We start from the raw sequence: 22864 nt of genomic DNA on the forward strand, positions 1-22864 counted from the left end.
GGCGACCGCCAGCGTGACCGCCGGCACGCGGACGGCCGCTCCGTCCGGCCCGCGCGTGACATGGGCGACATGGAGATCCGCGGTATCGGAGACGAAGGCCACGTCGGCCACGTCGCGCACATAGACCGGCCGGCCGTCGCGGGTCGTCAGGAGCAGATTGCCGACATCCGCGGGGGTCTGCAGCGTTTCGCCGGCGATGACGTCGATCTGGCCGGCCTGGCTGCGCACGAGCCCGGTCGGGACGGCGCGGTTGGCGGCCGTCACCTTGGCGGAAAGCTGCTGCAGGGTGACGCCGTAGAGGGCGAGCTTGTCGGGGTTCGGGGCGATGCGGATCGCATCGCCGGTCTCGCCGACCAGATAGGTCAGGCCGACATCGTCGATCTTGGCGATCTCGGTGCGCAATTCGCGGGCGATGCGGGTGAGATCGGCCGCGCTCACGCCGGCGGCGGCCTCCGGCTTCGGCGCCAGCGTCAGGGAGACGATCGCCACGTCGTCGATGCCGCGGCCGACGATCTGCGGTTCCGGGATGCCGACCGGGATGCGGTCCTGGTTGGCGCGCAGCTTGTCGTGCACGCGCAGGATGGCGGCATCGGCCGGGGTTCCGACCAGGAAGCGGGCGGTCACCACCGCGCCGTCGTCGCGGGTCTGCGAATAGACGTGGTCGACGCCCGAAATCGCCCGGACGATGGTCTCCAACGGTTCGGTGACCAGCTTGACCGCATCCTCGGCCCTCAATCCGGGCGCGGAGACGCGGATGTCGACCATCGGCACGGAGATCTGCGGCTCCTCTTCGCGCGGCAGCGTGACGAGGGCGACGAGCCCCATGGCGAGAGCGGCGAGCAGGAACAGCGGGGTCAGCGCGGAGCCGATGAAGGCCCGCGTCAGGCCGCCGGCAAGACCGAGCTTCATGGCGTGATCACCTCGTCGCCGGCCGCGAGGCCGGTCAGGATTTCGACCTTGTCGCCGTCCCGTTCGCCGATCACGACCGTGCGTTCGACCGGGCCGGAGGGCATGCGGACGGTGACGAAATCGAGCCCTGAGCGATGGGCGATCGCGGCGGCCGGGATCATCAGCACCGTGCGGACGCCGATCGGGACCCGGACCAGCACGCGGGCATCGACGAACACGGTCGGCAGGCCCTGGACTTCGACATCGGCGACGATCCGGCCATTGCCGATCTGGGGATAGAGCTTGGCCAGCCGGCCGGTCGCCGTGCCGGAACCGGTTTCCACCGTCAGGTTCGCGCCCTCCTTCAGAAGCGGCGCGTGGCGCTCGGGGATCGCCAGGCGCAGGAAGAAGCCGCCCGCGCCGATCGTCGCCACCGCCTCGCCGGGCAGCAGGACGGCACCGCGGGTGACCGGCACGGTCAGGATCTTGCCGTCGGCGGGGGCCAGCACGTTGCCTTCGGTGCCCTGCTGCACGATGACGAGGCGTTGCGCCTCGGTCGAGGCGATCTGGTTGCGGAACACGTCGGCCTGGGTGCGCAACTGGTCGAGCCGCTGCGCGGTGGCGACGCCCTTGTCGACCAGGGACTGGGTTCGGGCGAGCTCGGTCTCGGCATTCTGCAGCTGGGCGACGATCGCCTTCAGCTGCGCGTCGAGCGCGGAGACCTGGAAGGCGATCTTGTCGTCATGGACGACCGCGATGCGCTGCCCCGCCTTGACCGCATCGCCCTCGGAGACGAGCAGTTCGGTCAAGGTGCCGCCGATCCGGGCCCGCGCCGGGATCGTGTCGCGCGCCTCCACCCGGCCGTAGACGGCCTTCCATTCCGGCACCGTGACGGGTTCGATCTTCAGGGAACCGGCCCGCGCCGGGGCGGGTCCCGCCAGGACGAGGCCAGTCAGGACCAGGCCAGTCAGGACCAAGGCGGTGGCGGAAACGGCGGCAGGGGCCAGGCGCATCGAATTCCCCCGATCAGAAGGCGCAGCCGGGCTTCACGCCGAAGGCCTTGAAGGCCATGGCGGCCGGACAGAAGCCGGTAAAGGCGGACTGGACCATATTCAGGCCGACGAAGACCGTCAGCCAGACGAACTGCGGATGGACCAGGACCGTCAGGATGACCGACAGGAGCACCATGGCTCCGGCAAAGGCGAGGACGATACGATCGAGCGTCATGGAAGATCCTTTCATTTTGTAATTTAGAATATGCGCATGTACGAAAACTAATCAACCCTTTCCGCACCGATCAGCCGGGAAAAAAGGAAGCCGGACGATCAGCGGGCCAGCGGCAGGCCATGCGCCCGCCAGGCCGAAATGCCGCCGGCCATATGGGTGTCGTGTGCGAAGCCGAGCGCACGGCAGACCGTGATGGCCTGGGCCGACCGGGCGCCGGACAGGCAATAGAAGACGACCGGGCGGCCGCCGGGAAGGCTGCCGGCCAAGTCGCGCAGCCGCGACAGCGGCATGTGGATGGCACCGGCAATATGCCCCTGCCGCCATTCGCCGTCCTCGCGGACATCGACCAGCGTGATCTGCCCCGACAACGCCTGCGCGTGGGCATCCTGGGGCGTGAGGCTGTGGCCTGTGGGGCGGCGACCGAAACCGAACATCGCGGGCTCCTTTTTAGTTTGTATTTTCGTATTCACTAATATAATGTGATATCGAAGATCGCAAGGGCAATGCGGTCGCGGACCGGCACGGACCACCGAATGCCGGGAAGACGGGAGGATCAGCATGGCAAGGGTCGCAGTCCTCGGCGCCGGTCTCGGCGGCGTCATCATGGCTTACGAACTGAGGGACATCCTCGGTCCGCAGCACGAGATTGCCGTCGTCAACAAGGGCTCGAAATACTCCTTCGTCCCGTCCAATCCCTGGGTCGCCGTCGGATGGCGCGACCGCGAGGCGATCGAGGCGGATCTGGTACCCGTCTTCGCCAAGCGCGACATCCGGCTCCATGCGCAGGGCGCCGCCCGGCTGCATCCGGCCGAGAACCGCATCGAGCTGACCGACGGGACCTCGGTCGCCTACGACTATCTGGTCGTCGCGACGGGGCCGGATCTCGCCTTCGACGAGATCGAGGGGCTCGGCCCCGACGGCCACACCCAGTCGATCTGCCATGTCGACCACGCCCTGATGGCCAAGCAGGCCTTCGATCGCCTGGTCAAGGCGCCGGGTCCGGTCATCATCGGTGCCGCCCAGGGCGCCTCCTGCTACGGGCCGGCCTACGAATTCGCCTTCGTTCTCGACAAGGCGCTGCGCGACGCCAAGGTGCGCGACCGGGTTCCGATGACCTTCGTCACCGCCGAGCCCTATGTCGGCCATCTCGGCCTGGACGGCGTCGGCGACACCAAGACCCTGCTCGAGAGCGAGATGCGCCAGCATCACGTCAAATGGATCTGCAACGCCAAGATCGATCGGGTCGAGGCGGGCCGGATGCTGGTCTCAGAACTGACCGACGACGGCGCCCTGAAGACCTCGCACGAACTGCCCTTCGCCTTCTCGATGATCCTGCCCGCCTTCCGCGGCGTGCCGGCCGTCCGCGGCATCGACGGCCTGACCAATCCGCGCGGCTTCATCCTGGCCGACAAGCACCAGCGCAATCCGACCTTCCGCAACGTGTTCTCGGTCGGCGTCTGCGTCGCCATCCCGCCGGTCGGCAAGACGGCGGTGCCGGTCGGCGTGCCGAAGACCGGCTTCATGATCGAGAGCATGGTGACGGCGACCGCGCACAATATCGCGCGGCTGATCGAGGGCCGCGAGCCCGACGCCGAGGCGACCTGGAATGCGGTCTGTCTGGCCGACTTCGGCGACGGCGGCGTCGCCTTCGTGGCGCAGCCGCAGATCCCGCCGCGCAACGTCAACTGGTCCTCGTCGGGGCGCTGGGTGCATGCCGCCAAGATCGGCTTCGAGCGCTACTTCCTGCGCAAGATCCGGATCGGCAAATCCGAGCCCTTCTACGAACGCCTCGCCTTGCAGGCGCTGGGCATCGACAAGCTGAAGGCGATCAAGATCGAGGAAGAGGCCTGACGCGAGGCATCCGGTCGGCGCGAGAGGCGGTCCGGTCGCCGCACGGGTCCGGCCTTCCGGGCTGAAGGCGATGGTGCGATGAACCCTGCCATGTCGTGCGGTACCGGCGCGCGGTTCGGGTCGATGTGCGACAATGCGGTCCGGCAGGCCGGGGCGGTTGACCCGGCCTGCCGGACCGTTGCACGACCGAGGGGAAACCATGACCGCTGTTGCCGTGGCGCATTCGAGACTTGCTCATTTCCCGATCGTCTTCTTCGCGACCGTGATGGGGCTTTCGGGTCTGGCCCTGGCGGTGACGCGGGCGGAGCATGCGCTCGGCCGGTCGCCGGTCGCCGGCACGATCGTCGCCACCCTGGCCCTGCTGGTCTTCGTCGTGATCGCCGCGACCTATGCGCTGAAGGTGCTGAGGCATCCGGCCATGGTGGTCGCGGAATGGCGCCATCCGGTGCGGATGGCCTTCTTTCCGGCGGCGGCGATCTCGCTGATCCTGCTCGGCACGGCCCTGCAGCCGGCGCTCCCTGCCCTGGCCCAGCCGCTCTGGGCGGCCGGCGCCGCCTTGCAACTGATCGGAAGCCTCTCGGTCGTCTCGGTCTGGATCGGCCATCGCGCCTTCGAGACCCCCCAATTGACGCCGGCCTGGTTCATTCCGGCCGTCGGCAACGTGCTGGTGCCGATCGCCGGCGTCGGCTACGGGGCGATCGAGGTCTCCTGGTTCTTCCTCTCGGTCGGGCTGGTCTTCTGGCTGATCCTGCTGACGCTGGTCTTCAACCGGCTGATCTTCCACCCGCCGATGCCGGACCGCCTGCTGCCGACGCTCGCCATCCTGGTCGCGCCGCCGGCGGTGGCGTTCCTGTCCTGGACGCGGCTCGGCGGCGGTCTCGATCCGTTCGGGCGCATCCTCTACGACGCCGCCGTCCTGTTCGCGCTGGTGGTGCTGACCCAGGCCGGCCGGCTGCGCCAGATCGGTTTCGCCATGTCGTGGTGGGCCTATTCCTTCCCGCTGGCGGCCCTCACGGTGGCGACCTTCGTGTATGGCGAACTGTCCGGCTCGGCCGCGCATGTCGGGGCCGGTTTCGGCCTCGCCGCACTGACCACGACGGTCATCGGCGCGCTCGCCATACGCACGGTCGTCGGCATGATGCGCGACGAGATCTGCCGGCCGGAATGACGGCGGGCGCCCGGTCCGCGGCCGGCCGGGGGCGGGCCGATCGGGTGCGCGACCGTCAACCCGTCAGGAGGCCCGGGCGATCCATTGGGCGATCTGCCCGGCGCTCATCACGCCGGACTGGCGTGCCAGCTCGCGGCCGCCCTTGAACAGGATCATGGTCGGGATCGAGCGGATGCCGAAGGCCGCGGAGGCTTCCGGCTCGGCATCGGTGTCGAGTTTGAGGAAGCGGGCCTTGGGGCCGACCGCAGCGGCGGCTTCCGCGAATTGCGGCGCCATCATCCGGCAGGGTCCGCACCAGGCGGCCCAGAAATCGACCACGACGGGGATATCCGAGCGCTCGATCGCGCGCTGCAGCGCCTCGCCGGTCGCATCGACCGGCTTGCCCGGAAAGAGCGGCGTTCCGCATTTCGGGCATTTGGCCTGACGCCAGTCGGCCGCCAGACGGTCCTCGGGGATGCGGTTGACGGCCTGGCAGCTCGGGCAGGTGACATGGGTCATGACAAGTCCCTCAACGGCAGTAGATGTCATAGAGGACGGCGATCAGGCGGCGGACTTCGTCGGAGGCGAGCCGGTAGTAGATGGTCTGGCTTTCCCGGCGGGTCGCCACGATACCGAGATCGCGCAGCCGGCCGAGATGCTGCGACAGCGCCGACTGGGTCAGCCCGACCGCTTCCGCCAGCGCGCCGACCGACATTTCCTGGTCCATCAGACGGCACAGCGCCATCAGGCGCTTGGTATGGCCGAGCGCGTCGAGCAGGCGCGCGGCCCGGTCGGCCTTGCCTTCGAGACGGTCCAGATCCCAGGCGGTCGCATCGCAGAGCGTCGGCTCCGCAGCCGGAATGGACTTCATGGCGCTCTCGTCAACCCTGCCCGTGTGCGGCCCTGCGGCCGGTTCCGGCCTCCGAGATGTCGGCAGTCGGTTCTGATCGGAAAGTATATTCGCACTATCTAAAATTCAAGAACCGTCACGCGATCCCGGTCGATTTGACGATGCTGTCGGCGTCGGATGGTGCCGCGACGCCTTCGGGCTGGGTCAGCAGGCGGTCGGTCAGGCCGGCGCCGACCCACATGGCGACCAGCGTGATCCAGGCGACGGTGGCGAAGACGGCGGCGCCGGAGACGCCGGCCCCGACCGCGCAGCCGCCGGCCAGCATGCCGCCGAAGCCCATCATGACGGCGCCGGCCAGATAGCGGCGCATGGACCGGCCGCCCTCGAAGCCTTCCAGCCGCAGCGTGCCGCCGAGCCAGGCCGCCAGGAAGGCGCCGGCAAAGACCCCGGGGACCAGCGCGGTGTCGAAATCCGGCAGCGTCGGCCGGTTCAGGACATACATCAGCGTGTTGGCCGAGGGGCCGGTGAACGACAGGCTGTGCACCGGCGTCGGGTCGAAGGCCAGTTCGGCGAGGCCGCTGGTGAAGGTCCAGCCGGCGGCGACCGCCAGCCCGACCCCGATCGCTCCGAGCCATTCCGAAGGCCGCAATCCGGACCGCAGCGCGTAGCCGATGCCGGCCGCGAACCAGATCAGCCCGATGACCAGCCCGGCGGTCTCGCCGAGACCGAAGACCGCCAGGGCGTCGAGCGTCTTGGGATCGCCGATCGTCCAGAGCCCGGCCATCCAGTCGCGCAGCGGCGACAGGGCGCCGCGCAGCGATGCCTGCGCGGTAACGGCGAAGACCAGCCCGGCGAGCAGCGCGCGCAGATTGCCGGTCGCCGACAGGACCAGCAGGCGGCTGGAACAGCCGCGCGCCAGGACCATGCCGGCACCGAACAGGAGACCGCCGAAGACGGCGCCGGAGACCGACATCGGGGCGGACAGCTGCCGGATGCGTGCGGGCGAGATCAGTTCCCAGCCGAAGGCGAGCCGGGTCGCGATCAGGGCGGCCGAGAAGGCGAGCAGCCAGACGGCGATCCGGTCGGTGAAACGGAGATGGAAGAAGTCGACCGCCGCGGCGCGCAGGCAGAAGCGGCTCCGCTCGGCCGCAGCCCCGAACAGGAGGCCGATCAGCGCGCCGCCGATCGCGGCCGCCCCGGCCTCGCCGACCGCATCCACGAGCCATTCCAGCATGGCGATCTCCGGTCCCGCTATATTATGAAAGACGAATATAGCAGGCGGCCGATCCGTGTCTTGATCGGGATCAAGCCGGACGGACGCCGGTCCGCCGTCAGCGCGAGAAAAGGCTGCGCAAGGCCTCGGAGAGGCGGCCCTCGAGGATGAAGGCGATGCCGAATCGGCCGCCGAGATAGAAGCCGGCCAGCGCGAAAGGCCAGCTGACCGCCAGCAGGGAACCGGCCGTCAGGCCTTGCCCGATGGTGCAGCCGCCCGCCGCGACGCCGCCGAGCCCCATCAGGGTGGCGCCGGCGATGTGGCGCCGCATTTCGCGCTGGTCGTCGAAGGCTTCCCAGTGGAACTGGTCCTTCACCCGCGCGGCGGACCACGATCCGGCCACGACGCCGAACACGCTGGCGGCGCCGAATTCGGCCACGTCGCCGGAGCCGATGACGATGCCGAGCACGGCCCGCGCGACCGGGCCGACGAAGGTCAGGCTCTGCGGCCGCGCGGCGGCGAATTCGTCGGCAAGCAGTGTGGTCGCCGCCCAGCCGGCGACCACGCCGACGCCGAGCGTCAGCCCGGCGGCGAGCATGCGCGGCGTCCGCAACAGGCGGCGGTCGAGCAGGATCCAGGCGAGGAGCGGGACACCGAGCAGCGCCGTCGCGCCGATCCGGCCGCCGGCGCCGAACCAGGGCTCGATCAGCGCCGGCAGGTCGGAGCGGGCTCCGTCCGGCATGGGCAGGCGGATGCGCTCGACCAGATCGATCCGGAGCCCGTTCAGCGATCCGCGCAGCGCCGCATAGGCCATGCCGGCAAAGACCAGCACGACCACCAGACTGCGCAGGTCGCCGCCGCCCAGACGGACCAGGCTGCCGAGGCCGCAGGTCCCGACCAGCGACATGCCGACCCCGAACGCGAGGCTGCCGAGCACGATGCCGACGATCGGAACCGCCGACGGCACATAGGTCGTGTGGGCGGGATCGAGCAGGCCGCCGACGATCAGCATTTCGGTGCCGAGGAGAGCGATCACGAAGGCCAGGGCGAACACCTTCAGGCGGCGCGAATCGCCGATCGTGACCCAGTCCTCCAGGGCGCCGAAGGAACAGAGCCGGCCGGCCCGCATGGCATAGCCGCAGCCGGCCCCGATCAGGAAACCCGCCGCCCCGCCTGCCCATTCCGCCGTCATGGTCACCCGGCTCCTCCCGGCAGGCCGTCGGTCGCGGTCAGTCGCCGGCGTCGGCGGCCGACAGGCCCGGCTTGCAATAGATCGAATAGACGAGCGCGATGACCTGGCGGACCTCCTCGCTGGCGAGGCTGTAGTAGATCGTATTGCCGTCGCGCCGGGTCTTGACCAGCCGGTCGTCGCGCAGGCGGGCGAGCTGCTGCGAGATGGTCGGCTGGCGCAGCGACAGGATGCGTTCCAGATCCGAGACGGAGCGCTCCTTCTCGGCCAGAAGGCAGAGCACGATCAGCCGGCTTTCATGCGACAGCGCCTTGAGGAAATCGCTCGCCTCGCGCGCGCGGCGCATCAGCTGCTCGAGTTCCGGGGAGAACTCGGCGCCGTCCGCCAGCTTCTCCTCCAGGGAGAGCGATACGATGCGGTTCATGGAACGGTCTCACCCTTGTCTGCGGCCCGATCGGCCTTGGCGATCATGGCGCCGAGCAGGCCCCAGAACATGCCGTCATCGGCATAGCCCGTGATCCGTCCGATCTCCCGGCCTTGGTCGGCGAGCACGAAGGTCGGCGTGAACAGAAGCGGAGCCTTCAGGTCCACGCCGGCCGGTGCCGCGTCGATGTCGATGCGGCGCAGTGGCGCCCGGCGGCCTTCCTCGGTCTTCGCATAGACCGGGCCGACCTCCCGCGTCCAGCGCGCGCACCAGACGCAGCCGGGGCGCTCGACCATGAGCAGTTCCATGGCGGCCGCCGGCGCGGCCGAAGCCAGCATGGCGGCCGTCATCAGACACGGAATGAAAGTCGGAATGCGCACGAACGGGCTCCGGGATCGCCGCGCAGGCGTTGCGTGGACCTGCGAATGATGCATTATAACGAAAAGCGAATATAGTTTCGAGAGGCTCGGCATGCGAGGCCGCCGAAGACGGTCATCGTCTGCCGGCGGCGCGATCAGGCCCGTCCTGGCCTCTTTGCCGGCTCTCGACCCCCGGATTCTCGCCATGACTCTCGATGTCACCTGGTCGGCGGCCTTCCTGGCTGGGCTCCTGTCGTTCCTGTCGCCCTGCGTGCTGCCGCTGGTGCCGCCCTATCTCGCCTATCTGGCCGGGACGGCCCTGGAGGCCCAGGGGGGCGAGGGCGAGGGACCGGCGCGCGCCGGCCGGCTCATGCCGGTCGCCCTGGCCTTTGTGCTCGGCTTCGCGACGGTCTTCATCGCCCTCGGGGCGACCGCCAGCCTGATCGGGCAGATGCTGGCCACGCATATCCGCACGCTCTCGGTGGTCGCCGGCATCGTGGTCGCCGTCATGGGGCTGCATTTTCTCGGGCTCCTGCGCATCCCGCTCCTGTACCGGGAGGCAAGGGTTTCGGTCGCGGGCGAGCCGGCGAGCCTGATCGGGGCCTATCTGGTCGGCCTGGCCTTCGGCTTCGGCTGGAGCCCCTGCGTCGGGCCGATCCTGACCACCGTCTTGATGCTCGCCGCCGACCAGGAGACCGCGTGGCGCGGCGGGCTGATGCTGGCGGTCTACGCGGCCGGGCTCGGCGTGCCGTTTCTCGTCGTGGCGGCCTTCACCGGGCCGTCGCTCGCGCTGATGCGGCGCTTCCGGCGCCATCTTGGCCTTGTCGAGAAGGCGACCGGCGCGTTCCTGGTGGCAACCGGCCTGGTGCTGGCGACCGGGACCATGCCGGCCGTGGCGCAATGGCTGCTCGAGACATTCCCGGCGCTCGGCCGCATCGGCTGACCGCCGTCCCGTTCAAGAACGACAGGGAGGACGTCCATGATCGACCGTCGCCGCATGATCCTCGCCGGAACCGCCGCCGCACTGCTGCCGGGCGCCGCCCTGCATCCCGGGACCGCGCAGGCCGCGCCGGAACTCGACGAATCCGGTCTCTATCAACTGCCCTGGTTCCTCGACAGCTTCCTCGAACTCGGCGAGGATCTGACGGCTGCGACCCGCGAGGGCAAGCGCTTCGTCATCCTGTGGGGCCTGAAGGGCTGCCCCTATTGCAAGGAGCTGCACACGGTCAATTTCGCCGTGCCGGAGATCGAGACCTATGTGCGGGAGAATTTCGTGCTCCTGCATCTCAATCATATCGGCGCGCGCGAAGTGACCGATTTCGATGGTGCCAAGCTCGGCGAGAAGGCCTTCGGTGAGAAATACGGCATCCGTTTCACGCCGAGCCTGCAATTCTTCCCCGAGACGGCCGACGGGCTGGCCGGCAAGGCGCCGCTCGCCCGCGAGGTCGCGCGGGTGCCCGGCTACATGAAGCCCGAGCCGTTCCTGGCCATGTTCCGCTTCGTCCGCGAAAAGGGCTACGAGGCCGGCTCGTTCCAGGACTGGCTGAAGAAGCGCGGCGCCTGAAGGCGTTGCCCCTGGTGCCGCGCAGCACGAAGTCCCCCGCGGCGGCCCGCCGCCACGGGGGATCGGGTCACTTGTTGACCGGGCTGTCGCGCGAGAAGAGCAGGGCCACGGCGTCCTTCATCTGCTGTTCGCTGAGGAAGCGGGTGGCGCCGAAGCGCGGCATGTTGGTGCAGGCGAAGGCGGCCTGGGCGTTGTAGATCTTGGCGTAGGCCTCCTTCGCGGCTTCCGGCGAGAAGTCGCGCGCCTTGCCGTAGCCGGTCAGGCTCGGGCCGAGCGTGCCGAAGCTGACCTCCTTCGGATCCAACTGGTGGCAGGCGTAGCAGTTGCCGCCGTTGACCGTGTTCGGCTCGTCGGAAAACTGCCCGCCGCGGCCGTTATTGGCGAGCGCCTGGCCCTTCTTCCAGTCGCCGATGACCTGGCCGTCGGCCGGATAGACCACCGTGGCCCGGTTCATCTCCATGATCTTGCGGGCGATGTCCGGCGGCGGATTGTTGCGGTAGAGATTGCACAGCTGCTGCGTCTCGTCGGTGTCCAGCCGCGTCTTCCATTCGTCCGGCTTCACCTTCGACCAGCTGGTCTTGGCGGCGGCTTCGAAGCCGGCCGGCTCGGGATGGGTCTTGGCGTCCTGGGCGCCGGCCGGGAGGCTGGCGGCGAGGCCGGCTGCGACGGCCAGGGCGGCGACCGCGATGGTGTGTCTGTTCATGGACCGTCTCCGTCAGCGCTTGATCGAGGGAACCTGCAGTTCGCCGTCCTTGGCGACCGCGACCAGATAGACCTGCAGGGCGGTCACCATGTCGGAGCCGTAGTCGACGGAGGGCAGGCGTTGCTGGCGGAAGCAGTCCCACAGCCGGTGCTGCATGGTGCGCAGGGCGGTTTGGGAGACGCGGTAGGTCGGCCAGGAGCCGATCGACTCCTGGGCCGACTTGTTCGGCTTGGAGAAGTCCGGGAGGTTGGTGGTGCGGATGCGCAGGCCGGCTTCGCCGTGGCAGGTGGCGCAGGAGAAATCGAGCACCCCGGAGCGGCGATAGAACATCGCCTCGCCGAGCGCATACATGGCCTTTTCCTCCGGCTTGCCGAGCTGCGGCTCGAACTTCATGCCGGACGACTTGTTGGCGATGTAGGCGGTCAGGTCCTCCATGTCGGACTCGACGCCGGGCCGGGAGAAGCGACGCTTGATCACGTCGGCCGTGTCGAGGCCCTGGATCGTGGTCATGCACCAGAGCAGGCGCTGCTCGACATCCATGACCTTGCCGGCATCGGCGAAGAAGCGCGGCAGCCGCGCATAGGCGCCGTCGAGCTTGCCCGGCCCCTCGCCGAGATCGCAGGTCTCCAGGGTGGCGTTCTTGGTGCCGCGCTTGGTCGACCACAACGCCTCGCCGCGATCCACGGCCAGAAAGCCGGGATTCGACATCGGATCGCTGATCATCTCCCGGTAGCGCTGGATCTCCGCCTCGCTCGAGGCACCGTCCTGCGCTTCGGCGCCCATGGCCACGAACAGCGACATGAGTGCCGCCGCCGTCCAGCCGGCGATCCTCCCGTTGATCGGCATGTGTCCTCCTTGATTTTGCAAATTATTGATTATGCAGCGTTCTGCCGGCCGATGGCGGCCGCCCCCGAGGTCCCCGCGTCCGGGACCTTGATCACCCCTCTTGAATATTCACCGATCATCATATAGTTCTTGAACCGATTTGAAAAGCAGGTCCCGCGGCAATCGCGGACGGAACGGGAGGCAGGAATGACGATGACGAGCGCGGGCATCACCCGCCGGCAGGCGATCGGCAGCGCGGCCATCGCCGTCTTCGCGGCGGCCTTGGCGCCGCGACTGGCGCTGGCCGACGAGGCCGCGGTGGCGGCCGAACTGAAGAAGCTCTATGCCGACAAGCCCATGACCGAAGGGCGCATCAAGCTGGACGTGCCGCAGATCGCCGAGAACGGCCTGGTCGTGCCGCTGAATGTCGATGTCGAAAGCCCGATGACGGCGGCCGACCACGTCAAGGCCGTGCATGTCTTCGCCGACGGCAACCCGCTGCCTCAGATCCTGACCTATCGCTTCACGCCCGAGAGCGGCAAGGCCTCGGCCTCGATCCGCATGCGCCTCGCGCAGACCCAGACCATCGTCTGCGTCGCCGAGATGTCGGATGGCAAGCTCTACAGCGCCAAGGCCGGCGTCAAGGTGACCATCGGCGGCTGCGGCGGCTAGCAAGCCTGCGCCCGCCCCGCGACAAGACCGACAAGATTTCAAGAGGAAACGTCCATGGCCACCAAGTCCCAGCCGCGCGTCCGCGTTCCGGCGACCGCCAAGGCCGGCGAGATCGTCGAGATCAAGACGCTGATCAGCCACGAAATGGAATCCGGGCAGCGCAAGGACGCCGACGGCAAGCCGATCCCGCGCAAGATCATCCATGCCTTCGAGGCGAGCTTCAACGGCAAGGTCTTCTTTGCCGCGACCTGGTATCCCTCGGTCTCGGCCAATCCGTACCAGTCCTTCTTCTACAAGGCGGCCGAGACCGGTGAATTCAAGTTCACCTGGAAGGACGACGACGGCTCCGAATATGCCGCGACGGCCAAGATGACGGTCGCCTAAGTTTACTGCCGACGCTGCCGGCCTCCGCGGCCGCGCGATTTCCTCCTCTGGCGGACCCTTCCGCCGGAGCGGTCCTGGCCGTGCCCGCCCGAAGGGCGGCGCCTGGAGACGGCATCCCATGGTCTCTCGTCGCGAATTCCTGCAGGCCGCCGCGGCGGCCGGCGCCATCCTCGCCGGCTCCGGTCTCGGACCGCTCGGCCGGGTCGCCGCACAGCAGCGGTTGACCGAGGAAAGCCTGCTCGCTTTCCCGTCCTTCGGCAACGCCACCATCCTGCATCTGACCGATGTTCATGCCCAGCTGAAGCCGGTCTATTTCCGCGAGCCCTCGATCAATCTCGGGGTCGGCGAGGCCCGCGGCGTGCCGCCCCATCTGACCGATGCGGAGTTCCGCAGCTGGTACAAGATCGCGGCCGGCAGTGCGGACGCCTACGCGCTGACCAGCGAGGATTTCGTCGGGCTGGCGAAGGGTTACGGCCGCATGGGCGGCATGGACCGGATCGCCACCCTCATCAGGTCCATCCGGGCGAGCCGCGGCGGCGACGCGACCCTGCTGCTCGACGGCGGCGACACCTGGCAGGGCAGCTGGACCGCCCTGAAGACCCGGGCCGCCGACATGGCCGAGATCATGACCGCGCTCGGCGTCGAGGCCATGGTCGGCCACTGGGAATTCACGCTCGGCGAGGAGCGCGTCAAGGAGATCGCCGACGCGCTGCCGTTCCCGTTCCTGGCGCAGAATATTCGCGACAACGAATGGCAGGAGAAGGTCTTCGAGCCGCGCAAGACCTTCGTCAAGGGCGGCGCCAGGATCGCGGTGATCGGCCAGGCCTTCCCGCGCACACCGATCGCCAATCCGCGCTGGATGATACCGAAATGGGAATTCGGCATCCGCGAGGAGGAGATGCAGCGTCAGGTCGACGAGGCGCGGGCCGAGGGCGCCGACTGCGTCGTGGTCCTGTCGCATAACGGCTTCGATGTCGACCGCAAGATGGCGAGCCGCGTCAAAGGCATCGACATCGTCCTCACCGCCCATACCCATGACGCGCTGCCGGATGTGCTCAAGGTCGGCAACACGATCCTGGTCGCCTCCGGATCGCATGGGAAATTCATCTCGCGGATCGACATCGATGCCGGCGGCGGCCGCCTGAAGGGCTTCCGCCACCGCTTGATCCCGGTCTTCTCCGATGCCATCCGGCCCGATCCCGAGATGGCGGCCCTGGTCGCCAAATGGCGCGGGCCCTACGAGGCGGACCTCGGCCGGGTGCTCGGCCAGACCGAGTCGCTGCTCTATCGGCGCGGCAATTTCAACGGCACCTTCGACGATCTGATCGCCGGCGCGATGCTCAAGGAGCGCGATGCCGAGATCGCGCTCACACCCGGCTTCCGCTGGGGCGCGACCCTGCTGCCCGGCGATCCGATCACCTTCGAGGCGCTCGCCAACGCCACCGCGATGACCTACCCGAACTGCTACCGCCAGCAGATGACCGGCGAACAGCTGAAGACCATCCTGGAGGATGTCGCCGACAACATCTTCCACCCCGATCCCTATTTCCAGGGCGGCGGCGACATGGTCCGGGTCGGCGGCATGGGCTACCGCATCGATGTGGCGAAGCCCATGGGCGAGCGCATTTCCGAAATGACCCATCTCGCCTCCGGCAAGCCGATCGACGCGGCCCGGAGCTATGTGGTGGCGGGCTGGGCGAGCGTCGGCCAGGGCGTCGAGGGGCCGCCGATCTGGGAGGTCGTCGCCGGCCATGTCGCCCGCGAGAAGACCATCCGTCTCGAACCCAACGCATCCGTGAAGGTGGTCGCCGGCTGAGCGCCCGTCCGGGGCGCCGCGCGATCGGGGAGAAGCAACCATGAACCAGACAGCCAAGGGGCTCGACCGGCGTAGCCTGCTTGCCGCCTTAGGGGGCGGTGCCGCCCTCGGGGCCGGTGCCGCCGCCGGCCTCACCGCCCGCCCGGCCGCTGCCGCGGCCGCCAAGCCGGATCCGGCGATCACCGAAGTGCAGGACTGGTCGCGCTTTCTCGGCGAGGGAGTCGCGGCCCATCCCTACGGCAAGCCGTCGAAATACGAGGCCCATGTCGTCAAGCGCGACGTCGAGTGGCTGACGGCGGGCCGCGAATCCTCGGTCAATTTCACGCCGCTGCACGAGCTCGACGGCATCATCACCCCGAACGGCCTGTGCTTCGAGCGCCACCACGGCGGCATCGCGGAGGTCGACCCGGCCAAGCATCGGCTGATGATCAACGGTCTGGTCGATCGGCAGCTCGTCTTCACCATGGACGACATCAAGCGGATGCCGCGCACCAACCGGATCTATTTCCTGGAATGCGCGGCCAATTCGGGGATGGAGTGGCGCGGCGCGCAGCTGAACGGCTGCCAGTTCACGCACGGCATGATCCACAACGTCATGTATACGGGCGTGCCCCTGCGCATCCTGCTGGAGGAGGCCGGCCTCAAGACCAACGCCAAATGGATCATGGTCGAAGGCGGCGATGCGGCCGGCATGAACCGCTCGATCCCGATCGAGAAGGCGCTCGACGACTGCCTGATCGCCTTCAAGATGAACGGCGAGGCGCTGCGGGCCGAGCAGGGCTATCCGCTGCGCATCGTCGTGCCCGGCTGGGAAGGCAACATGTGGGTCAAGTGGCTGCGCCGGATCGAGGTCGGCGACCAGCCCTGGCATGCGCGCGAGGAAACGTCGAAATATACCGACCTGCTCGCCGACGGCCGGTCGCGCCGCTTCACCTTCGTGATGGACGCGAAATCCGTCGTCACCAATCCGAGCCCGCAGGCGCCGCTGAAGTTCAAGGGGCCCAACGTTCTGACCGGGATGGCCTGGTCGGGGCGGGGCACGATCACCCGGGTCGACGTGACGCTCGACGGCGGTCGCAACTGGCGCACGGCGCGGCTCGACGGCCCCGTGCTGCCGCGCTCGGTCGCCCGCTTCTATGTCGATTTCGACTGGCAGGGCGAGGAACTGATGATCCAGTCCCGCGCCATGGACGATACCGGCTACGTCCAGCCGACCAAGGCGGAACTGCGCGCCGTGCGCGGGCTCAATTCCATCTACCACAACAACGGCATCCAGACCTGGCTGGTCCGCGCCAACGGGGAGACCGAGAATGTCGAGATTTCGTAAGGTCTTCGCCGCCGCGCTCGTGATGGCCGCAACGGCCGGCGCGGCCGAGGCCGGCCGGCTCGGTCTCGGCCGCGAGGCGCTGCCCGAGGAGGTCGCAGCCTGGGACATCGACATCCGCCCGGACGGGCAGGGCCTGCCGCCCGGCAAAGGTTCGGTCAAGGAGGGCGAGGCGCTGTTCCTGGAGAAATGCGCCGCCTGCCACGGCGAATTCGGCGAGGGCGCGGCGCGCTGGCCGGTGCTGGCCGGCGGCTTCGGCAGCCTGAAGAGCGCGGCGCCGGAAAAGACCATCGGCTCCTTCTGGCCCTATGCCTCGACCACCTTCGACTATATCCGCCGGGCCATGCCGTTCGGGCAGGCGCAGACCCTGACCGACGACGAGGTCTACGCGCTGGTCGCCTTCCTGCTGTCGATGAACGATGTCGTGAAGGACGACTTCGTGCTCTCGCGCGACAATTTCACCTCCGTGAAGCTGCCCAACGAGGCCGCCTTCTATCTCGACGACCGGGAGACGGCGGAGAAGCATTTCTGGCGCAAGGATCCGTGCATGACCGCCTGCAAGGACAAGGTCGAGATCACCGGCCGCGCCCGGGTCATCGACGTGACGCCCGACGACAAGGACAAATCGATGAAGGTGGAATGATATGCCTCGACGCCGGGCGCTTTCCGGCGTCGAATTGGCTGGATGAGGCCGCGGCATGACGATCGGAGGGGAGGCCGGTCCGATGCGAAACACCAAGAAGGCGACCATCCTGTTGGCCGCGATGGCGGTGGATGCCGGAAGCTCCGGCATCGTCTCGGGCGCGACACCGCCCCCGCCGATCGCCCGCGTCATCGAGGGCGACCGTGCGCTCGGCGAATATCTGTCCGGCGAGTGCGTCACCTGCCACCAGCTGTCCGGCAACTATGACGGGATCCCGTCGATCGTCGGCTGGCCGGCGCCATGGCTGGTCGAGGCCATGAACGACTTCAAGGCGCACAAGCGCGCCAATCCGGTCATGCAGACCATTGCGGGCCGCTACTCGGCCGAGGAGATCGCAGCCCTCGCGGTCTATTTCGAATCGCTGATGAAGCAGCCGCCGCGTTGAGTCCGCCCCCGGGTCGGGTTCGTCCCGGCTCCGGCCGACACCTACGGCAAGAGAAGGCCGACGGCCGTGGGCGGTCGATCGGCGCGCATTCGGGAGGAAAGCCATGCAGACGACACGCAGGTCTTTGTTGGGCGGGGCGCTCGCCTTCGCGGGCGCGGCCGTCACCGGCGCGCCAATGGTGCGCGGACAGGCCAAGCCGCGCGTCGTGGTCATCGGCGGCGGCGCCGGCGGCGCCACGGCGGCGCGCTATATCGCCAAGGATTCCAAGGGTGCCGTCGACGTGACGCTGGTCGAGGAAGGCCAGACCTACCAGACCTGCTTCTTCTCCAACCTCTATCTCGGCGGCTTCCGCAGCTACGAGTCGATCGTGCACCGCTACGACCGCCTCGCCTCGGAGCACGGCATCCGGCTCGCCCAGCAACGGGCCGCCCGGATCGATCGCGACAAGAAGACGGTCCTGCTCGCCGACGGCTCCATCCTGCCCTACGACCGCCTGGTGGTCGCGCCCGGCATCGACCTCAAATATGACAGCGTGCCGGGCTGGAGCCGCGAGGCGGAGGACCTCATGCCGCATGCCTGGAAACCGGGCCGGCAGACGCAACTGCTCAAGGCCCGCCTCGACGCGGTTCCGGACGGCGGCCTGATCGTGATGGTGGCGCCGCCCAACCCCTACCGGTGCCCGCCGGGACCCTACGAGCGCGTCTCGATGATGGCCCATGTGCTGAAGGCCACGGGTCGCACCAAGTGCAAGATCATCATCGTCGATCCGAAGGACCGCTTCTCCAAGATGGGCCTCTTCCAGGAGGGCTGGGAGGCGCATTATCCGGGCATGGTCGAATGGCTGGCGCCGAGCGTGCACGACGGCATCAAGTCGGTCGATCCGAAAACCAACACGGTGGTGACCGGCTTCGAAACCTACCAGGCGGCGCTGGTCAACGTCATTCCGGCGCAGATGGCCGGCGCCATCGCGCGCGAGGCGGGGCTGGCCGGGGCGTCGGGCTACTGCGCCATCGACCCGGCCTCGATGAAGTCCGCGGTCGATCCGAACGTCTTCGTGCTGGGCGACGCCTGCGTGGCCGGCGACATGCCGAAATCGGCCTTCTCGGCCAACAGCCAGGCCAAGGTGGCGGCGATGACCATTCGCGCCGAACTGACCGACAGCCGCGCCTTCCCGGCCCGCTACGCCAATACCTGCTGGAGCCTGATCGAAACCGACGACGGGGTGAAGGTCGGCGGCCGCTACGAGCCGACGCCGGAAAAGATCAAGGAGGTCGAGGGCTTCGTCTCCAAGACCGGCGAAAGCAAGGAACTGCGCAAGCAGACCTACGAGGAATCGATCGGCTGGTATGCCGGCATCACGGCCGACATCTTCGGCTGAACCCGGTCGCGCGGAGGCCTACCCGGCCGACGGAATGTGTCCGAGGCAAGCGATGGGGGCGGGCGGCCGATGCGCCCCGCCCCCGCCGATGCGTCTGGCCTGTGTCAGGCGGTCCGGCGGCTGCGCTCGATCGCCACGAAGGCGAGGATCGCGACCGCCGCCAGGATGCCGAACAGCGTCAGGTCGCTGAGCCCGGTCAGTTCCGGCAGGCGCATCTTGCCCCACTTGGCGACGCTGATGACGTTGTCGCGCAGCCACGGATAGGACAGGGCATAGAGGATGCCGCCGAGGATCATGCCGACGAAGCCGACCGCGGCATGGATGCTGCCGGATCCCATGGCGGCGATCGCGGTGCCCGGGCAGTAGCCGTAGAGCACCATGCCGATGCCGAAGATGCCGCCGCCGAGCGCGACCGCCAAAATGTTGGCATCCTTGATGTGGTACTTGGCCATCCCGCCGTCGATCAGGGCGAGCACGCCGATGCCGCCGACCAGGATGGCGGTCAGCATCACCTTCAGGACGGTGAAGTCCTTGAACCGGAACTGATTGACGATGGTGTCGAAGCTGGCGACGCGACCGCGATGGAGCAGCCAGCCGAAGGCGAAGCCGAACAGGACGGCGAGGACGAGCGCGGCGGTGCCGGAAACGGGGAGCGACATGGCGGAAGTCCTCAGGCCTTGCGGAACAGAAGGGCGGCGGTGACGAGCCCGGTGGCGAACATGGCGGCCAGGAAGGTCCAGCCCGAAACGGCGAGCTGCAGTCCGCCGGAAATGCCGTTGCCGCTGGTGCAGCCGTTGGCGAGGCGCGCGCCATACATGGCGATCAGGCCGCCCAGGAAGGCGACGGCGAGGCGCCTCGCCGGCGATCCGCCGAACCGCTCGCGCCAGACCGGCGGGACGACCTCGAAGCGGAAGCTGCCGGCGGCGAGCGCGGAGGCCATGCCGCCGAAGAAGGTGCCGACCAGGAACAGGGTGCCGTAGTCGAGCGTAAAGGGATTCGATTTCCAGTAGGCGTTCTGGGCGACCGCATCGGCGCCCAGGATCGGTGTGGCGGCACCGCCGGCGACCTGCGACAGGGCGGTCGTGATGCCGAGCGGCGCGTTGACGACCGCGAAGGCCAGCCAGCTGAGGACTCCGATCCCGACGCCGACCAGGTAGGGCGTCCAGTCGATGCGGATTCCGGTCACGGAGCGGGCATCGCCCGATGCTGCGGTGAGACTCATTGCGTCCTCCCTCCTGAGAAGAGGGAGACATTATAATATTAGTGATTTCTAATTCAATGCGGCTGTGCGGGCCCTCGCCGCGGCGGCTTGGCCATGCCGCATGGCGTCGGCCGCCGTCTCAGGACGCCTTGCTGCGACCGGCGGCGAGCGCGATGACGCGGTCCAGTTCCGTGAATTTGAACGGCTTGACCACCACCACGTCGATGCCGCTTGCCAGCGCCTCGGCGGTCGTCTGCGGCGTGGCGTCCGCCGTCAGGGCGACGATCGTGACCGGTTTCGGGCGATCGGCGGTTTCCTGCCGGATCAGCCGGGCGGCGTCCATCCCGCCGAGCCGGGGCATCTGCAGGTCGAGCAGGGCGAGATCGAAGTCATGGGCGCGGGCCCACTCGACGGCCTCCTGACCGTCGACGACGCAATGCGCGGTGTGACCCTTTCGCTTCAGCAGCGTCTCCATGAGCATGCGCGACACCGGGACGTCCTCGGCGACCAGGATCGTCAGCGATGGCGGGGCGTCGACCGGATCCGACGGACCCCCGCTCTCCGCGGCCGCCGGCATCTCGGCCGGCGGCAGCGGCAGCGTCAGCCGGAAGCGGGTGCCCCCGCCCGGATTGTCTTCGATCGCGACCGTCCCGTTCATCAGGCGAACCAGTCGCCGGCTGATCGCCAGGCCGAGCCCGGTTCCGCGCAGGCCCTGTTCGTTCAGCCGCTCCAATTGGCGGAACGGTTCGAACACCGTCTCCCGGTCCTCGGCCGGAATGCCCGGTCCGGTATCGGCGACGACGAGTTCGATCCCGCTTCGGTCCGGCAGACGGGCGGCCTGGATCCGGATCTGACCGGCATCGGTGAACTTGGCGGCATTTCCGGCGATGTTGATCAGAATCTGGCGGATGCGAATCGGATCGCCGCGGCGCGCGCCGATATCCGGAGCGACCTCGGTCCGGATCGTCACCGGCTTGGTGCCGACCAGGCCACGGGCGATCGCGGCAACCTGCTCGACGCAGTCCTTCACGTCGAACGGGGCCTGCGACAGCGCCATCTCGCCGGCTTCGAGCTGGCTGAAATCCAGGACGTCCGTGACGAGCGCCGAAAGGTGCTCGGAGGAGGCGACGATCGTCGCCGCGTAGCCGGCGGCACGGCCGCCGATCGGTTCCTCGGAGAGCAGGCGCGCATAGCCCGTGATGGCGACCAGCGGGGTGCGCAGTTCGTGGCTCATGGTCGCGACGAACTGGGTCTTGGCCCGGTTGGCGGCGTCGGCGGCCTCCGCCAGCAGTTTCAGCCGCTCGCGACCGGCGGCCAGTTCGGCTTCGCGGCGGCGCTGCTCGGTGACCTCCACCCGGATCGCCACGGTATCGCCGGTCTCGGTGCGGCGCTGCGTGATCGTGAAGGTCCGGTCTCCGAAAGCGCGGAACTCGTAGTTGGGGACGACCGTCTCGAACAGGCGTTGGCGTGCCGCCACATAGTCTTCCGGGCGTTCGGCCGCATCCGGGAAGGTGCCGCCTGCGACGCCCTTGCGGACGAGGTCCTCATGCGTGTGCCCGATCGCCTCGGCCGGGCTGTCGAGGCCGACGAAGGCGACGAATGCACGGTTGCATGCGACCAGACGACCGGACGGGTCGTACATGGTAAAGGCATCCGGCAGGGCGTCGACCGCCTCGCGCAGCCGCCTCTCGGAGGCGGTCGAGCGGTGTTGCTCGGCGGCGAGGTGGTTCTGGGACCGCCAGACCAGAGCGGCCATCAGCAGGATCGAGAGGGTGGCGAGCACGCCAACGGTCAGCAGCGCCGGCACATCGATCAGGGATGCGACCTCGCTGCGGGGCATCTCGGCCGAGACGAGCAGGGGGAAGCCCTCGACGGCACGCAAACTGACGATCGCGGTCCGATCCGCCCGGTAGGCCTCCTGGCCGCCTGCCGCATCCAGGGCGGCAACCGTGGCGGCGAAGTCCGGATTGTCCGCCAGGGCTTGTTCCACGTCGTCCGATTGCGCCCTGAGGACGCCGTCGCGACCGATCAGGCGCAGGCAGATCGGCTGGCTGCCGATCGTCTTGGCCCAGAAGCGTTCGAAGAAATGGGGGTCGAGAGAGGCGACGACGACACCGACGAGGCTGCCGTCCGCCTTTTCGATCCGTCGCGTGATCTGGATCGACCAACGCTTCGAGACCCGGCCGACGACCGGCTTGCCGACGAAAAGCCCCTCGGTCTTGCGGTCGAGGTGCACGCGGATATGCTCGCGATCGGCGACCGAGGTCGCGTTCGGGTCCGGTCCCTTGTCGGTCCCGAGCGTCAGGCCCTGCGCATCGACGAAGGCAAGCTGGACCAAGAGATCGAGGTCGATGACCTTGCGCTCGACCAGGCGGCGGAGGGCGTCCGGAGACGGGTCGTCGGCGATGCCGTTCGCCGCGAAGCGCAGCACGTCGTCGATCGATCGGATCACGCGAACGGCCTGCTCGGAGAAGATTGCGGCGGTCGTGCCGACATCCTGCCGCGCCGCATCCTCTGCCCTGCGGGCATCAATGTAGAGAACGCCGGATACGGCAGCCCATGCCACCGCAATCAATGCCGCCGCAACGGCCAGGATCAATCCGCGCGGTTCGAGACGATGCCTTGCGACGTTCATCGGGCCTGCTCGTCGTTGGAAGATTTGTTCTAGCATTTCAGATCGGGGCCGGTTGCAGCGCTCATGCCTTCGCGGCCCCGAATTCCGGCTTCGGCATTGCCAAATCATTGCGCGAAACCACCCCCT

At 68.4% G+C, this 22864-nt stretch carries 26 protein-coding genes; 11 read left to right on the forward strand and 15 right to left on the reverse strand.

Annotated features, from left to right (window positions below; translation table 11 throughout):
• The 4 genes from ABB55_RS30945 to ABB55_RS16955 form a co-directional block, all read right to left on the reverse strand.
• Positions 1–909: efflux RND transporter permease subunit (locus tag ABB55_RS30945; RefSeq protein ID WP_244472059.1), on the reverse strand; the 909-nt coding region annotated here is incomplete at its 3' end.
• The gene (locus ABB55_RS16945) at positions 906–1901 is read right to left on the reverse strand and encodes an efflux RND transporter periplasmic adaptor subunit (protein WP_152982082.1); all 996 of its coding nucleotides are present in this window, start codon (positions 1899–1901) and stop codon (positions 906–908) included. The genes ABB55_RS16945 and ABB55_RS30945, both read right to left, overlap by 4 nt.
• A gap of 13 nt (positions 1902–1914) precedes the next feature.
• Entirely contained in the window at positions 1915–2115 is a 201-nt protein-coding gene (locus ABB55_RS16950; protein ID WP_054359855.1) for a YgaP family membrane protein, read from the reverse strand.
• Between the two features lie 98 nt (positions 2116–2213).
• A complete protein-coding gene (locus ABB55_RS16955; protein ID WP_054359856.1) occupies positions 2214–2549 on the reverse strand; it encodes a rhodanese-like domain-containing protein in 336 nt (111 codons plus the stop codon).
• Between the two features lie 124 nt (positions 2550–2673).
• Between ABB55_RS16955 and ABB55_RS16960 the strand changes: the two genes are divergently transcribed.
• Positions 2674–3966: an NAD(P)/FAD-dependent oxidoreductase gene (locus tag ABB55_RS16960; RefSeq protein WP_054359857.1), complete on the forward strand. Its 1293-nt coding sequence runs from the start codon at positions 2674–2676 to the stop codon at positions 3964–3966.
• A 199-nt stretch (positions 3967–4165) separates the two neighbouring features.
• Positions 4166–5134 carry an SLAC1 anion channel family protein gene (locus tag ABB55_RS16965; RefSeq protein ID WP_054359858.1) on the forward strand — a complete coding sequence of 323 codons (969 nt, stop codon included), beginning with the start codon at positions 4166–4168 and terminating at the stop codon, positions 5132–5134.
• A gap of 63 nt (positions 5135–5197) precedes the next feature.
• On the opposite strand, the gene trxC is transcribed toward ABB55_RS16965, so the two are convergent.
• The 6 genes from trxC to ABB55_RS16995 form a co-directional block, all read right to left on the reverse strand.
• Entirely contained in the window at positions 5198–5632 is a 435-nt protein-coding gene (gene trxC, locus ABB55_RS16970; protein WP_054359859.1) for a thioredoxin TrxC, read from the reverse strand.
• A 10-nt stretch (positions 5633–5642) separates the two neighbouring features.
• Positions 5643–5984: an ArsR/SmtB family transcription factor gene (locus ABB55_RS16975; RefSeq protein WP_054359860.1), complete on the reverse strand. Its 342-nt coding sequence runs from the start codon at positions 5982–5984 to the stop codon at positions 5643–5645.
• A gap of 115 nt (positions 5985–6099) precedes the next feature.
• The gene (locus ABB55_RS16980) at positions 6100–7197 is read right to left on the reverse strand and encodes a YeeE/YedE family protein (protein ID WP_054359861.1); all 1098 of its coding nucleotides are present in this window, start codon (positions 7195–7197) and stop codon (positions 6100–6102) included.
• A 97-nt stretch (positions 7198–7294) separates the two neighbouring features.
• Positions 7295–8368 carry a YeeE/YedE family protein gene (locus ABB55_RS16985; protein WP_054359862.1) on the reverse strand — a complete coding sequence of 358 codons (1074 nt, stop codon included), beginning with the start codon at positions 8366–8368 and terminating at the stop codon, positions 7295–7297.
• Positions 8369–8405: 37 nt separating this feature from the next.
• Complete coding sequence (locus ABB55_RS16990) at positions 8406–8789, reverse strand: ArsR/SmtB family transcription factor (RefSeq protein ID WP_054359863.1); 384 nt, start codon at positions 8787–8789, stop codon at positions 8406–8408.
• On the reverse strand, positions 8786–9169 hold the full coding sequence (locus tag ABB55_RS16995; RefSeq protein ID WP_338053654.1) for a thioredoxin domain-containing protein: 384 nt from the start codon (positions 9167–9169) through the stop codon (positions 8786–8788). Before ABB55_RS16995 ends, ABB55_RS16990 begins: the two co-directional genes overlap by 4 nt.
• A gap of 184 nt (positions 9170–9353) precedes the next feature.
• On the opposite strand from ABB55_RS16995, the gene ABB55_RS17000 reads away from it, so the two are divergent.
• Positions 9354–10091 (forward strand): cytochrome c biogenesis CcdA family protein, encoded by a 738-nt coding sequence (locus tag ABB55_RS17000; protein ID WP_054359864.1) that lies wholly within the window; start codon positions 9354–9356, stop codon positions 10089–10091.
• 36 nt (positions 10092–10127) lie between these two features.
• Positions 10128–10712 carry a thioredoxin family protein gene (locus ABB55_RS17005; RefSeq protein WP_054359865.1) on the forward strand — a complete coding sequence of 195 codons (585 nt, stop codon included), beginning with the start codon at positions 10128–10130 and terminating at the stop codon, positions 10710–10712.
• 67 nt (positions 10713–10779) lie between these two features.
• On the opposite strand, the gene soxX is transcribed toward ABB55_RS17005, so the two are convergent.
• Together soxX and soxA are read right to left on the reverse strand one after the other, a co-directional pair.
• Positions 10780–11415: a sulfur oxidation c-type cytochrome SoxX gene (gene soxX, locus ABB55_RS17010; protein ID WP_054359866.1), complete on the reverse strand. Its 636-nt coding sequence runs from the start codon at positions 11413–11415 to the stop codon at positions 10780–10782.
• 12 nt (positions 11416–11427) lie between these two features.
• Positions 11428–12216, reverse strand: a complete 789-nt coding sequence (gene soxA, locus ABB55_RS17015; protein WP_244472179.1) for a sulfur oxidation c-type cytochrome SoxA — start codon at positions 12214–12216, stop codon at positions 11428–11430.
• A gap of 231 nt (positions 12217–12447) precedes the next feature.
• Here soxA and soxY point away from each other — a divergent pair, with 231 nt between their 5' ends.
• The 7 genes from soxY to ABB55_RS17050 all read left to right on the forward strand — a co-directional run bounded on the left by soxY (position 12448) and on the right by ABB55_RS17050 (position 18902).
• Complete coding sequence (gene soxY, locus ABB55_RS17020) at positions 12448–12912, forward strand: thiosulfate oxidation carrier protein SoxY (protein ID WP_140941708.1); 465 nt, start codon at positions 12448–12450, stop codon at positions 12910–12912.
• A gap of 54 nt (positions 12913–12966) precedes the next feature.
• Positions 12967–13296, forward strand: coding sequence for a thiosulfate oxidation carrier complex protein SoxZ (soxZ, locus tag ABB55_RS17025; protein WP_054359868.1), 330 nt, complete (start codon positions 12967–12969; stop codon positions 13294–13296).
• 118 nt (positions 13297–13414) lie between these two features.
• Entirely contained in the window at positions 13415–15112 is a 1698-nt protein-coding gene (soxB, locus tag ABB55_RS17030; protein ID WP_054359869.1) for a thiosulfohydrolase SoxB, read from the forward strand.
• Positions 15113–15152: 40 nt separating this feature from the next.
• Positions 15153–16439, forward strand: a complete 1287-nt coding sequence (gene soxC, locus ABB55_RS17035; RefSeq protein ID WP_054359870.1) for a sulfite dehydrogenase — start codon at positions 15153–15155, stop codon at positions 16437–16439.
• On the forward strand, positions 16423–17079 hold the full coding sequence (locus ABB55_RS17040) for a c-type cytochrome (protein ID WP_054359871.1): 657 nt from the start codon (positions 16423–16425) through the stop codon (positions 17077–17079). The genes soxC and ABB55_RS17040 overlap by 17 nt, the downstream gene beginning before the upstream one ends.
• Before the next feature lie 82 nt (positions 17080–17161).
• Positions 17162–17524 (forward strand): c-type cytochrome, encoded by a 363-nt coding sequence (locus ABB55_RS17045; RefSeq protein ID WP_140941704.1) that lies wholly within the window; start codon positions 17162–17164, stop codon positions 17522–17524.
• A 103-nt stretch (positions 17525–17627) separates the two neighbouring features.
• Complete coding sequence (locus tag ABB55_RS17050) at positions 17628–18902, forward strand: NAD(P)/FAD-dependent oxidoreductase (RefSeq protein WP_054359873.1); 1275 nt, start codon at positions 17628–17630, stop codon at positions 18900–18902.
• Between the two features lie 104 nt (positions 18903–19006).
• Here ABB55_RS17050 and ABB55_RS17055 read toward each other — a convergent pair whose 3' ends face one another.
• The 3 genes from ABB55_RS17055 to ABB55_RS17065 form a co-directional block, all read right to left on the reverse strand.
• Positions 19007–19561: a YeeE/YedE thiosulfate transporter family protein gene (locus tag ABB55_RS17055; protein WP_054359874.1), complete on the reverse strand. Its 555-nt coding sequence runs from the start codon at positions 19559–19561 to the stop codon at positions 19007–19009.
• Positions 19562–19572: 11 nt separating this feature from the next.
• Entirely contained in the window at positions 19573–20124 is a 552-nt protein-coding gene (locus ABB55_RS17060; protein ID WP_054359875.1) for a YeeE/YedE thiosulfate transporter family protein, read from the reverse strand.
• A 118-nt stretch (positions 20125–20242) separates the two neighbouring features.
• The gene (locus ABB55_RS17065; protein WP_054359876.1) at positions 20243–22738 is read right to left on the reverse strand and encodes an ATP-binding protein; all 2496 of its coding nucleotides are present in this window, start codon (positions 22736–22738) and stop codon (positions 20243–20245) included.
• Between the last annotated feature and the right edge of the window lie 126 nt (positions 22739–22864).

The organism is Prosthecodimorpha hirschii (assembly GCF_001305515.1).
GTDB lineage: Bacteria > Pseudomonadota > Alphaproteobacteria > Rhizobiales > Ancalomicrobiaceae > Prosthecodimorpha > Prosthecodimorpha hirschii.

Coding starts and splice junctions, on each gene's coding strand:
- ABB55_RS17060 (WP_054359875.1), bottom strand. CDS start 20,124: ATGAGTCTCACCGCAGCATCGGGCGATGCCCGCTCCGTGACCGGAATC.
- ABB55_RS17055 (WP_054359874.1), bottom strand. CDS start 19,561: ATGTCGCTCCCCGTTTCCGGCACCGCCGCGCTCGTCCTCGCCGTCCTG.
- ABB55_RS16955 (WP_054359856.1), bottom strand. CDS start 2,549: ATGTTCGGTTTCGGTCGCCGCCCCACAGGCCACAGCCTCACGCCCCAG.
- ABB55_RS17005 (WP_054359865.1), top strand. CDS start 10,128: ATGATCGACCGTCGCCGCATGATCCTCGCCGGAACCGCCGCCGCACTG.
- ABB55_RS17050 (WP_054359873.1), top strand. CDS start 17,628: ATGCAGACGACACGCAGGTCTTTGTTGGGCGGGGCGCTCGCCTTCGCG.
- trxC (WP_054359859.1), bottom strand. CDS start 5,632: ATGACCCATGTCACCTGCCCGAGCTGCCAGGCCGTCAACCGCATCCCC.
- ABB55_RS16980 (WP_054359861.1), bottom strand. CDS start 7,197: ATGCTGGAATGGCTCGTGGATGCGGTCGGCGAGGCCGGGGCGGCCGCG.
- ABB55_RS16945 (WP_152982082.1), bottom strand. CDS start 1,901: ATGCGCCTGGCCCCTGCCGCCGTTTCCGCCACCGCCTTGGTCCTGACT.
- ABB55_RS17045 (WP_140941704.1), top strand. CDS start 17,162: ATGCGAAACACCAAGAAGGCGACCATCCTGTTGGCCGCGATGGCGGTG.
- ABB55_RS17040 (WP_054359871.1), top strand. CDS start 16,423: ATGTCGAGATTTCGTAAGGTCTTCGCCGCCGCGCTCGTGATGGCCGCA.
- ABB55_RS16960 (WP_054359857.1), top strand. CDS start 2,674: ATGGCAAGGGTCGCAGTCCTCGGCGCCGGTCTCGGCGGCGTCATCATG.
- ABB55_RS16985 (WP_054359862.1), bottom strand. CDS start 8,368: ATGACGGCGGAATGGGCAGGCGGGGCGGCGGGTTTCCTGATCGGGGCC.
- soxC (WP_054359870.1), top strand. CDS start 15,153: ATGAACCAGACAGCCAAGGGGCTCGACCGGCGTAGCCTGCTTGCCGCC.
- ABB55_RS17000 (WP_054359864.1), top strand. CDS start 9,354: ATGACTCTCGATGTCACCTGGTCGGCGGCCTTCCTGGCTGGGCTCCTG.
- soxX (WP_054359866.1), bottom strand. CDS start 11,415: ATGAACAGACACACCATCGCGGTCGCCGCCCTGGCCGTCGCAGCCGGC.
- ABB55_RS16950 (WP_054359855.1), bottom strand. CDS start 2,115: ATGACGCTCGATCGTATCGTCCTCGCCTTTGCCGGAGCCATGGTGCTC.
- ABB55_RS17065 (WP_054359876.1), bottom strand. CDS start 22,738: ATGAACGTCGCAAGGCATCGTCTCGAACCGCGCGGATTGATCCTGGCC.
- ABB55_RS16965 (WP_054359858.1), top strand. CDS start 4,166: ATGACCGCTGTTGCCGTGGCGCATTCGAGACTTGCTCATTTCCCGATC.
- soxA (WP_244472179.1), bottom strand. CDS start 12,216: ATGTCGCTGTTCGTGGCCATGGGCGCCGAAGCGCAGGACGGTGCCTCG.
- ABB55_RS16975 (WP_054359860.1), bottom strand. CDS start 5,984: ATGAAGTCCATTCCGGCTGCGGAGCCGACGCTCTGCGATGCGACCGCC.
- soxY (WP_140941708.1), top strand. CDS start 12,448: ATGACGATGACGAGCGCGGGCATCACCCGCCGGCAGGCGATCGGCAGC.
- ABB55_RS16990 (WP_054359863.1), bottom strand. CDS start 8,789: ATGAACCGCATCGTATCGCTCTCCCTGGAGGAGAAGCTGGCGGACGGC.
- soxZ (WP_054359868.1), top strand. CDS start 12,967: ATGGCCACCAAGTCCCAGCCGCGCGTCCGCGTTCCGGCGACCGCCAAG.
- soxB (WP_054359869.1), top strand. CDS start 13,415: ATGGTCTCTCGTCGCGAATTCCTGCAGGCCGCCGCGGCGGCCGGCGCC.